The following is a 10,734-nucleotide window of genomic DNA, read 5'->3' as shown; positions in this document are numbered from 1 at the left end:
TTATTTATAAATAATCATTACCCCAAAATAAAATACAGAACTTGAAAACTTAATATCAATGACTTCGATTTGGTTATCATTAATAAAATTATTGATTTTTCGTTCTAAAGAACTTCCAGTCATTCCAGTTAAAATTTTAGTGTTCATATTTTTAACTCCTTAAATTTTTTAAATAATAATTTTGCTTTTCGAAATTCCAAATTGCTGTAATCGAATGTGCTTTTTCTTCTTCGTCTGTCGTTTTATCTTCATCACTTGTATTAATCAAATTACCATCTTCGGCATCGTCTAAGTTTAAAATTTTATGCTTTTCTTTAAGTAATCCACCATAACTTAACATACGTTTTCGATACAAACCTTTTCTAGATCACTTAAAATTTCTTGATTTTTTTCGTCGTCATCAGTTAAAAAGTCAGATGATTTAACGGAATATTTTGATGTCTCTTTGATTGTTATAAAATCATTTGAATTATTGATTAAAGATATTATATTGTTTCATGTTTTTACGGCGCATATAAAGGGCATGTGTTTCTTCAAGTTCAGCTTTAATGGATTGCATTAAATAACCTTGCATAGCTTCAACGGTTTCATTCTTTTGTAGCAACATCGCTTTAAAACGTTTCAATACACTTACAATTTCAAACTCAACATCTTCTAAACGATAATAAGTATCATGTGAAGTATTAAATGACTTTTTCCCTTTGAGTAATACGCTTTTAATAATCCGAATTTCTCTAATTTCAAATTTACTTAAATAGTCTTGAAGTTGTTGTGGCAATTCTTCGAGTACTTGGAACTTAAGGGCGTCATTATTAAATTCAGTTTTTTGATGATTTGTATGATTCGAATGATGATTATTATTTATTAAAGTATTAGATATAATATCATTCATATCATACGTATCATTATCCTCATTTTCTATATAATTAGTATTATTTAACTCAGTATCATTAGACTGTGAATTTGGAAGTTCTTGACCACTTAAATTCACAGTTCTAGAACTTCCAGATTCATTGTTCTGGAACTGTGAATTTGGAAGTTCCTTGGTAAGACTTGCTTCAATATCATAATTTGGTTTTAATAAATATAATCTATTTGGTTTATTAAGGCCAACACGCTCTTGAGTTAATAAATTAAAATTTACTAACTCTTTTTTCAATTTTATGATTTTTTGTTCTCCATAACCTAAGTACTCGCACAAATGTTTATTACTGAAAATAAAGTAAATGTTATTATTTCTATCTACCCATTCATTTTGGATGGATAATTCGAAACGATCTTTTAATAATGCATACATAATTTTGGCTTCTGCTGACATTTTCTTAAAATATGCATCTTCGAACAAATATTTAGGCAGTTGGTAAAATCTTTCAGTTTTTACTTGTGATAAATTGTATTTCTCAAAATTGGGCATAATAAAAACCTCATTTCCACTTTTTGGATAGAGGTAATAAAACAATTTTTACGTAGGTTATATGTTTTGTACTTGCACTTATATGATTAGATATATATAATACAAGTATCAAAAAATTATATAAACAGACGAATGCGAATCGTTTTATTACCGAGAGTCGATGCTACGCCAATAGTATCGACTCTTTTAATATTCACAAAGTAATATTAACACTTTTAAGATTGTATATAAAGCTTTTTAAGTTTAGTTGAAAGAACATTGTAACTTTAAAATGATAAAAATTCACTAATTTAGCACCTAATTAGCCACCTATAGAAGGTTTTAACGGCTAATTAGGTGCTAAATTAGTGAAATAGGTAGTAAATTTAGATATCGAAAGATGAAAAAATATTTGTTAGGTGGTAAAATTTAGGTACCAATTTATGTACCTAAGGATGAATGTTATGAAAACTATTAAAATGGTTGCTGATGAATTGAATGTAACTAAACAAACTATTGTTAATAATGCTAAAAACTTAAATATATCTTTTAAAAAAGAAAATGGAATTAATTATATTAATGATAATGATTGTTTAAAAATTATAGAAAAGATCACTAAGAAAGAAAGGACAATGCAAAATAAAGAATCAATAAAAAAAGAAAGATTTAATGAAAATACTGCAGAGTTTGAAAAGCATATATACAATAATTCAAATAGTTTTGAGTCATTAAAAACAAAAGTAAATGAATTAGAAAAGCAAATAGAAATCTTTGAAACTAGAGCTAAAAATGATGAAAAATATATTGAGAATTTAACTAAACAACTAGATCAACAAAATAGCAATGTTAATACATTAAATAAACTGTTGGAGAATCAACAAATATTAGCTTTAGAAAGTAATAAAAAGATTCAAAAACTAGAAAACCAATTAGAAGAAGAAAGACAGCTTAATTACTCTTTTGATACAGCGACTAATGATAGACAAAGCATTAATCCGCAAGAAGCAACTTTTACTGAAGAATATCAAAATAGCAACCAGCAACAAAAGAAAATACAACCAATAGAAGCAGAATTAAATCATAAGGGCATAACTAAAGCGAAAAAGGATGACAGTGCAAACGAAGACGTATTAAAGAGAGATGATAAACTATCTGAAGAAATAGAGAGTGGACCTGAGGACAGGGAAGTAGAAACACCTAAAAAGGGGTTTTGGAGTCGTTTGTTTGGTAGCTAAAATAATTAATTAGGCACTAAAAGTTTATAACTTTTAGTGCCTTTTATATAGTGAGAACTTCTGGTAATCAAAGTTATGTCCAGTTTGTAATTGGAGACGTTCTATGAAAAATAGTTATCAATCCCAAAAAGTGATTGAAGAAGTGTTTAAAGAAAAGCCGAATTCTCGTTGGTTGTTTCTTACATTATCAATACGAAATGCAATAGGTGGAGATACGTTAGAACAAAATTTAACACATTTAACTGAGTCGTTTAGAAGATTATTTAAATATAAAAAAATCAGTAAAAATTTAATTGGCTTTATGCATTCAACTGAAGTAACAGTTAATAAAAATGACGGTAGTTATAATCAACATATGCACGTTTTGTTGTGTGTTGAAAATGCGTATTTTAGAAAGAAAAAATATATTACACAAACAGAATTGGTTGATTTATGGCAACAAGCATTAAAAGTAAATTATCGACCTGTCGTAAATATTAAAGCGATCAAACCAAAAAGGAGATAAAGATATTGCGTCTGCTATCAAGGAGACATCAAAATATTCCGTTAAATCATCTGACTTTTTAACTGATAGCGATGAAAAAAATCAAGAAATTATCAGTGATCTAGAAAAAGGTTTGTATCGAAAACGTATGTTAAGTTATGGTAGATTGCTTAAACAAAAGCATAAAATTTTAAATTTAGATAATGTTGAAGATGGTAATTTAATTAATACAAGTGACGAAGATAAAACAACAGACGAAGAGGAAAAAGCACATTCAATTACAGCAATTTGGAATTTCGAAAAGCAAAATTATTATTTAAGACATTAGTGATGACTGATGTCTTTTTTATTGATTTTTTTGTAAAAAAGTACTGTCTTATTTTTGTGACAAATGCTGTATGTAGTGTCTCAAAACTGTGACAACCGCAATATATTGTGTCACAAAAGCGTGACACTACAGCTTTTTATGATATCACTTTAAAATTACTTAAAACCCTTAGAATGTCTGGCTTTGCCAGACCTATCATTTTTGAATGATAGCAAATTCTCCTTATGCTCTTACAGAGTTCTTAGAGATAAATTAAAAATTCTCGATTTTTGATAAAAAACGCTCTGCAGGAATTTAGAAAAACACGGGAAAGTTTTAAAGGATTTTATGCTAATTTTTAATTTGCATGTAAATGGACAGTGTTACAAAATAGTCATTGTTTTTGCTGAAATTTTTGTTTGTGAAATTAGCATATATGTATTTGGCTCATATTTTCGTTTTAAAAGCGTATATAAGTTTTGGATAGAAAAAATATATGATTTACCCCTAAACCTTTAAAATGCCCCTTAAAATTCAAAATAAGGGCATTTAACATTGTAATAAGGATTGCTATTTTTTATAAAAGGAGAGATATCATGAAGATTAAAACTTTCGATACTTTTACTCATCGTCAATAAAGCAATTGGAATAAATTTTTAATAATTTGACTGCTTATTCTTCTAAAAAAATTGATATGATTATTTAAACTAATTTAAAGGAGGATTATTGATTTGATTGCTTGTATTTCTTTAGGAATATCTATTTTTGCTTTAGGTATTTCAATATATACTGTGTTTTATCAGAGAAAAAAAGATAATAATCTTTTAAGACCTCAACTTTTTTTAGAATCTCAAAATAAGCAAACTGTAGATTACATAGGTATTAATTTAGATATTGGAGGTTACGAAAAGCTACAGGAATATGATGTTTTATTAACATTTATTAATACAACGCAAGTAAGAATTATAGATTTGTCTGTATCTATTGATGTGAGGAAAAATGATACTTTTGATTATTTATTAAGTAAAGCATTAGAAGAAAAAGAAAACAATTTTGATATAGAAAAAGATATGTTTGGTAATGATACTTATGGTTGGGATAAAGTTTTTGGTTTGGAAGAAACGACAAAAGAAAAAATATCAGTTCTTGATGGCGGAGATTCATTCGAATTGAGATTACCAAGTATTTTTTCAGCTTTATTATTAGGTGCCATGTATTTAAATAGAAATGACTTTACAGAATCTAACTTTACAATAGATTTTGATGTAAAAATTTTATATAATCATGATTTTGCTAATAAAGGTAAATATGTTTGTGTAAATAAGACTGTTTCAGTAAATATCACTTATGAAAGAGCGATTCAAGGACCATGGGTTGTTTATGATTCTATTATTTTTGATAAATTGTGAATAATGATAAAGCGTTTTTTGGAACGAGTGAAACGAGTTTCTTCTTGTCTTGATACTATATAGAAATAACAAGCTATTATAAATAGTATAACGCTATAAAAAGGGAATGCGTCTACGAAGATAAACATAAATATGTTTGATTTTAAAGTGATCGTAATAAATGATTTGTATAAAATCATATTTAGAAAATGTAATCCAATCTTGTTTATTAACCAAATTAAAATGAGATATAAGTTGGGAAAATTGATAAATACATGTTCTATTTTCATCAGGTAGGTAACAATATTTTATGGTTTTATTTTGAACACTTCTTTTGTTATAGATACATCTTAAATATAGTGTAAAAATTAGTGCTTTTAACATTTGATTTGATAATTTTTTCTTACATGGTATGAAAAAATTATATGTATATTATGAGCGTTTTAGTAAAAACGTGAAAATCAGTAAAAATCTTGTAAGAGCATAAGGGGAATTTGTACCCATTTGAAAATGGGTGATCTGGCGAAGCCAGATATTTCAAGGGATCTAGTATTTTTTGATGTGGGGGCCAAAATTTTGTTAGTGTCACAAAAGTGTGACACCTTTTTAATGAGAAAAGTTGGGTTATTTTGGCTAACAAAGAACTGAAAATTAGAAATGTAGATTGTGAATTGCTAGATTGATTAAGAGGATTAGCTAAAGAGAAAAACATATCGAGAAATGAATTAATATCAGAAACATTAGAACAGCTATATCCACTGGAAAGTTGTCAAAAATCATATGCAGAACAATCATATCAGCAAGCGCAAAATACAAAAAATTTAAAAGCAGTTGCGAGTAAACAAGACAAAATTTTAGCGTTACTTGAATCAGTAGATTATTAAACATGATAACAACAGTTAAAAAAGTTTGAGCTATTTTATAGTTAAAATGTATTGAAATTCAAAACATTCATGCGTGGAATAAATAACAAAGATATATCCATTTTAACGCCAAAAGGAAACTTGATTGAGGATATAAATAAAGGTATAAAAGATAAGGATTAACAATTTATTTATATCATAATGAGGTGTGAAAATTGAGTTTAAAGGACATAGAATTTTGGATGAGTTTATACGATATTCTTAAAGATGTGTGGTTTTTAATTTTAATTCCTATTGTTATTAGTATTGTAAAACTATTGAATAAAAATGACTTATATCAGACTCGAAATGTTGAGAAAATAAAGATGGTATTAAAAAATACGCGGTTATTTATTTTGATTACTATTGGAGCACTGATATATTTGGTGTCGATGATATTTTTTTCATTGAGTGCCTATCCTAAAGACGAAGTTATGGAATATATATCTAAATGGGATAACATTGGTTCATTCACCATTTTAATCATTATGTATGCCATGTTGTTTCCAATAGTTACAATTCCTTTTCTTGGAGAACGTAGAAATAAGCGATTCTTTTTAGAAAAGAATAATAACGAGGTTATAGAAAGAGAAATCATTGACCGTGTCTATATCAACGGAAAAGATAAATTAATTTTAAAAGATGGCGAAGGTATTCAAACTGAAAAGAATGTTACAGATATAGATAATTTAACATTTAAAATACAAGATAAAAAATCATGGATAGCAATGGAAGATATACAAAAAATCTTTTTAAAATTTCAAGACAGAAGCAAAAAAAAGAGAATCTCCATTTTTATTTTTATATGTAGTATTCCAACAGTTTATTTAGCTTGGAATTTACCGAGCATAATTGATATGTTTACTAAATTACAAAAATGGACAGATATATTTATGTATATCAGTTTTTTTACTTTGCCATTGATACTGATCATAGAATTATATTACGTTGTCTACATTGTTTATAAAAGTTTATTTAAAAAGGTCTAATTTTGATAATTGAAAAATAGTCGTGTAAGTTACACAAGTGTAATTAACACAAGTATAATTTACACTTGTGTATAAAGCATATATGAGATGTAAGTTATTTAAACATTATGATGAGTTACATAAAGTTATATTCAGAGAAAATAAAGGAACAGTAGTAAAACTCAAAAAGGTTTATCAACAAGAGATACCTTAATAAGCGGATCAATTCTACTAATGGTAATAGTAGTTTGGTGGGATTGGGATGTTTTAATTAAGTATTTTTCAGATTCTTTATTACTGTCTAGATCTCTTACTCTATAAATACCTAATTTATTTTTGAAAAGACTTTATACTGAACTAGGGATAAATTGAACAGGTGATTTTATAATTAAGATGGTGATGCCATATACTTTTTTATGTATAACTACAAAGAATTGGAGAGAATGGTTTTCATAATTTAACTTATCGGAAGTTATCTGTAACTCAATTATTAGAAATGATATAATACAAAGGTCGTCGTTTACTTCTGTGCTGTATTTAGCATGGAAGGAGGTGACATCATGTTCAGTACACTATTTGTAACTATTATAGCTCCTATCGTAGTAGGAGTTATACTCACATTATTTTCTCATTGGCTGAATAATCGTGAGAAGTAATTTAGCGACGACATATAGTTAATACACCAAAAGAGCCCGATAACTATTCGCAGTAGTTATCGGGCTCGGTGTTTATCATGCTAGTACACTATTTGTTGGCTAAATTATAACACTAGTTAGTGGAGAAATGCAAAAAACAATCTTTCAATAGTATTAAAAAGAAGGAACAAAAGTTGTAATATGTATAATGCTAGAAAAGTTTTTAATTTTTCAAATTTACATGAGGATAACCAATCTCCCAATTCTTATTATTAAAGCGATTGTCTATATATTTATATTGATAACGGGTAAACTCTTTATTTGATATAATAAAATAATTTGCTGTATTAATTGTTGCTTCATTTACATATCTTGTTTTATTTTTTTTTAATATTACTCTTAAATCGTTAGATGAGTTAATTTTATCTTCTTGAAATTCTATAAGAATATTTGGAGTAATTGGAAGCATTATTTGGTTCCAATTATCAGTAGCGATTACTGGATTATCACTAGTTAATAAATTATCTTCACTTATTGCAATATGAAAATTCATGTTAGATGGTTTTTTCATTCTTTTTAATAAGTTTTCTAGGTTGTTGCCTTGCTTAAAAATTTCATTAAACTTTATTATTGTATTTTTGTGTTTTTGTATTTCATCTAGATCGATAGGTTTTTTTCTAGGTTTATATGTAAACGGATTTTCAATTAAATTCATAAAATTAATTCTTCCGGCGTCAGTACGTAAATATTGTAAATGAATATATTGAAAAATCTTGTTTTGCATATTTACTGAAACATCTAAGTCCTTAGATGTAATATTTTTAATAATATAATCAATAATCTTTTCTATTTCAGATTCATATACCCCTAATTTGTGTTTAGTAGGATTGAATTCGGCAGTTGCAGTGCCAATATGTTCATTACCAACAATTAAATTTCCTCCATCACTACTTTGATACACACTATGTCCTACTTTTACCTTAAATTTAAGTTTATACTCACTAGGGTCAAAGCCTTTATTTTTCAATTCATTTTCAACTGCTTTACTGAAGTCTTTTATTGATATTGTATTTTTACTCAATACATCTTTGAAATTTAATACCTTACCTTCTAAAGTTTTCTCAAAGTGTTCTTGATTAGCGTTTTCCTCTGCATGTACTTCATGAGCAATACTAGAAACGCCTCCTAGAGTTGCAGCGCCTGTAACGCTAGTTAAAACAATACCTGCCATTGCCAATTTTGATAATATACCTAAAGCCATATTTATCCATCTCTAGTCTAAGTTAATTTTTGTTCGCTAAAAGCGCTCACATAATGATGAAATATAATTATTAAGTTAAATAATGTATATTACAATTAAAAATTCATCAACAATATATTAAATGAATATTAAAAGTAAGTAGAAGGCACTTGAGATGGGGCAACGGTTCTGTTGCAAAGTGATATTATATCAAGAATTGGCATTTTCTATGGATTAATTTAGATATGTAATACATTTTTTGTCATCAACAAATGCATTGCATATCGTTTTATTCGACCCAGGTAAACTACTATTATAATTTATTACGTTCGTTACAACTCTCTTTAAGACTATGTTATTGATAGCATCTAAAATCTCCTACACATTTATTAAAAGACGATTAAATAAGCTTGAAAAGAAATTGATGATAGCTTGTATAATTTGTAAAATTCCACCCCATATTTTTATAAGTTTCTGTTTTCTTCAATATTTAGATTATTAGCTCTTTCTTTTGCTTTATCTAGTAAGTCTCCTGAATTTTTTCGATACCGATTAATAAATCTTTAGCATTCTTTGAAATGGCTTTAGTGTCTGATGTTAAAGTATTTGAATTGACTACTTTTCATATAAATAGATGTCAATATGAAGGTGCTCTGTGGATAATGTTTTATTATCACTGTATATTCGTAATTGTTTTTCGGGAAAATCACCCTTAACATCAAATAAATCATAAGAGACTTTAGACCCATCAGAAGAATCAAACTCTATTTTTCCGCGCTGTATTTTTCCTCCGAGAGTATCATTATTATACAATTTTAAATCCTTTTGCAAATAGCGCCTTGCTTGTGCATCTAATTCTTGTACGGTAACATTTTTTTTATCTGTTTGAACTTTATCTAAAGAAACTTCTTTTTGTACACCATTTATCCACAAATTGATTGGTATTTTTTTTCGTTCTTTTAATTTATTACCTTCGTGTGGAGTGACACCTCCATATGTACAAGCAGTCCTATCTATTTCACCACCATAACAATTAATGCTATATCTTATAGCGTAAACATCTACATTTTTAGATTTGAAATGTTGAGCCATTTCTTTTGAATTGAAGTTTATTAATAAATCTTCAAAATTGATAAGGTCAGTAAAAAATTTTTTGTAAAGCAAAGTATTTTCTAAAAATTGATCTCCTGTACTTTTATTTTCTCCTATTATTGGATTTTTATCTGCATAAGAATGTTTCATATTATTTAGCGCGGTACTACTTAATTCAGATTTTTTATGCAATTCTTTCTCTTTTACTGAATCAATGTTTTCATTGGCTTTAACGTTTAAAGGAGATATTACCAAACTAGTAAAAAAGAGTAATGCAATAAGAATGTTAAATTTTTTCATATTCCACCTTTTTTCAATAAATTTGAGCACCTTTAAATGATTCTTTTATAGAGTACTTTAATCTTTCGGATATATATTATTGTTACACCGATTATGTAGACAATACATTCAGAGTTTTGATTACTAATTAAGACTAAACTCATAATTGTTAATACAACCATCAGCATTTCGAAATAAGACATGCTAGTCCTTCCTAGAAGTACCAACTATAAACATAGGAATCCCTTTTTTCAAGAGACTAGCCGCAATCTATCCAACTTGCTCACTTTCATTATATCAATATATTTGATCCATTTCATACACTCCAACAAATATTATCTTTAATAATTTGAGACTTGGTCTAAACAGATCAAGTCTCTCTTAATAATTAAAACATTTTATCGAAGAAACCATCATTAATAAAATTTTAAATATACTTTATATTTATTTAAATATTTTTTAAATAAATATTTTAATAATTATTAATTCGTAGTAATTTTATTTTAATATAAAAAACTATACTATAAATACATCATGATGTATTTATAGTATAGTTGTTAAAAAATAATAAAAGAATGGAGAAGGATAACTATGACTTTTTCTTTATTAACAAAAGTAGCTATGTCTGGATTAATATTAACTGGTGCCATAGGAACAGCCGGATTAGTTAGTGTGCCTGTTGCCAATGTTGAGGCTAAAGCAGCAGAGTTCAATCCCAAAGTAGACAAATTATTAAAATTTGAAGTTTCTAAAAAGTAATCTCTTAAAATATTCTTAATTGTAAGTAATTTGATTAAGTATAATATTTATT

At 27.1% G+C, this 10,734-nt stretch carries 9 protein-coding genes and 3 pseudogenes; 6 read left to right on the top strand and 6 right to left on the bottom strand.

The window, feature by feature from the left end:
* The 3 genes and pseudogenes from IDG60_RS16110 to IDG60_RS16100 form a co-directional block, all read right to left on the bottom strand.
* Nucleotides 1-147, bottom strand: a complete 147-nt coding sequence (locus IDG60_RS16110) for a hypothetical protein (RefSeq protein WP_001092935.1) — start codon at nt 145-147, stop codon at nt 1-3.
* 4 nt (nt 148-151) lie between these two features.
* Nucleotides 152-450, bottom strand: a pseudogene (locus tag IDG60_RS22605) (protein rep); the annotation flags it as partial.
* 19 nt (nt 451-469) lie between these two features.
* Nucleotides 470-1,414: a replication initiator protein A gene (locus tag IDG60_RS16100; protein ID WP_001132443.1), complete on the bottom strand. Its 945-nt coding sequence runs from the start codon at nt 1,412-1,414 to the stop codon at nt 470-472.
* Nucleotides 1,415-1,857: 443 nt separating this feature from the next.
* On the opposite strand from IDG60_RS16100, the gene IDG60_RS16095 reads away from it, so the two are divergent.
* From IDG60_RS16095 to IDG60_RS16075, 5 genes and pseudogenes are all read left to right on the top strand, one after another.
* On the top strand, nt 1,858-2,628 hold the full coding sequence (locus tag IDG60_RS16095) for a DUF536 domain-containing protein (protein ID WP_000848990.1): 771 nt from the start codon (nt 1,858-1,860) through the stop codon (nt 2,626-2,628).
* A gap of 67 nt (nt 2,629-2,695) precedes the next feature.
* Nucleotides 2,696-3,440 (top strand): annotated as a pseudogene (locus IDG60_RS16090) (protein rep); the annotation flags it as partial.
* 710 nt (nt 3,441-4,150) lie between these two features.
* The gene (locus IDG60_RS16085; protein WP_000559654.1) at nt 4,151-4,828 is read left to right on the top strand and encodes a hypothetical protein; all 678 of its coding nucleotides are present in this window, start codon (nt 4,151-4,153) and stop codon (nt 4,826-4,828) included.
* Nucleotides 4,829-5,885: 1,057 nt separating this feature from the next.
* Nucleotides 5,886-6,698 carry a hypothetical protein gene (locus IDG60_RS16080; RefSeq protein WP_000053348.1) on the top strand — a complete coding sequence of 271 codons (813 nt, stop codon included), beginning with the start codon at nt 5,886-5,888 and terminating at the stop codon, nt 6,696-6,698.
* A 539-nt stretch (nt 6,699-7,237) separates the two neighbouring features.
* A complete protein-coding gene (locus IDG60_RS16075) occupies nt 7,238-7,333 on the top strand; it encodes a type I toxin-antitoxin system Fst family toxin (RefSeq protein ID WP_000493115.1) in 96 nt (31 codons plus the stop codon).
* Between the two features lie 202 nt (nt 7,334-7,535).
* Here the strand turns inward: IDG60_RS16075 and IDG60_RS16070 are convergent, their stop codons facing one another.
* The 3 genes and pseudogenes from IDG60_RS16070 to IDG60_RS27675 all read right to left on the bottom strand — a co-directional run.
* Complete coding sequence (locus IDG60_RS16070) at nt 7,536-8,573, bottom strand: DUF4238 domain-containing protein (protein WP_001173532.1); 1,038 nt, start codon at nt 8,571-8,573, stop codon at nt 7,536-7,538.
* Nucleotides 8,574-9,167: 594 nt separating this feature from the next.
* Nucleotides 9,168-9,944 (bottom strand): staphylococcal enterotoxin type D, encoded by a 777-nt coding sequence (sed, locus tag IDG60_RS16065; protein ID WP_000714364.1) that lies wholly within the window; start codon nt 9,942-9,944, stop codon nt 9,168-9,170.
* Nucleotides 9,945-10,057: 113 nt separating this feature from the next.
* Nucleotides 10,058-10,150 (bottom strand): annotated as a pseudogene (locus IDG60_RS27675) (hypothetical protein); the annotation flags it as partial.
* Between the two features lie 364 nt (nt 10,151-10,514).
* On the opposite strand from IDG60_RS27675, the gene IDG60_RS16060 reads away from it, so the two are divergent.
* The gene (locus tag IDG60_RS16060) at nt 10,515-10,682 is read left to right on the top strand and encodes a hypothetical protein (protein ID WP_000144396.1); all 168 of its coding nucleotides are present in this window, start codon (nt 10,515-10,517) and stop codon (nt 10,680-10,682) included.
* Nucleotides 10,683-10,734: the final 52 nt, after the last annotated feature.

The sequence above is a fragment of the Staphylococcus sp. EG-SA-2 genome (assembly GCF_017152085.1).
This window is presented reverse-complemented; position numbering and strand designations above follow the sequence as displayed.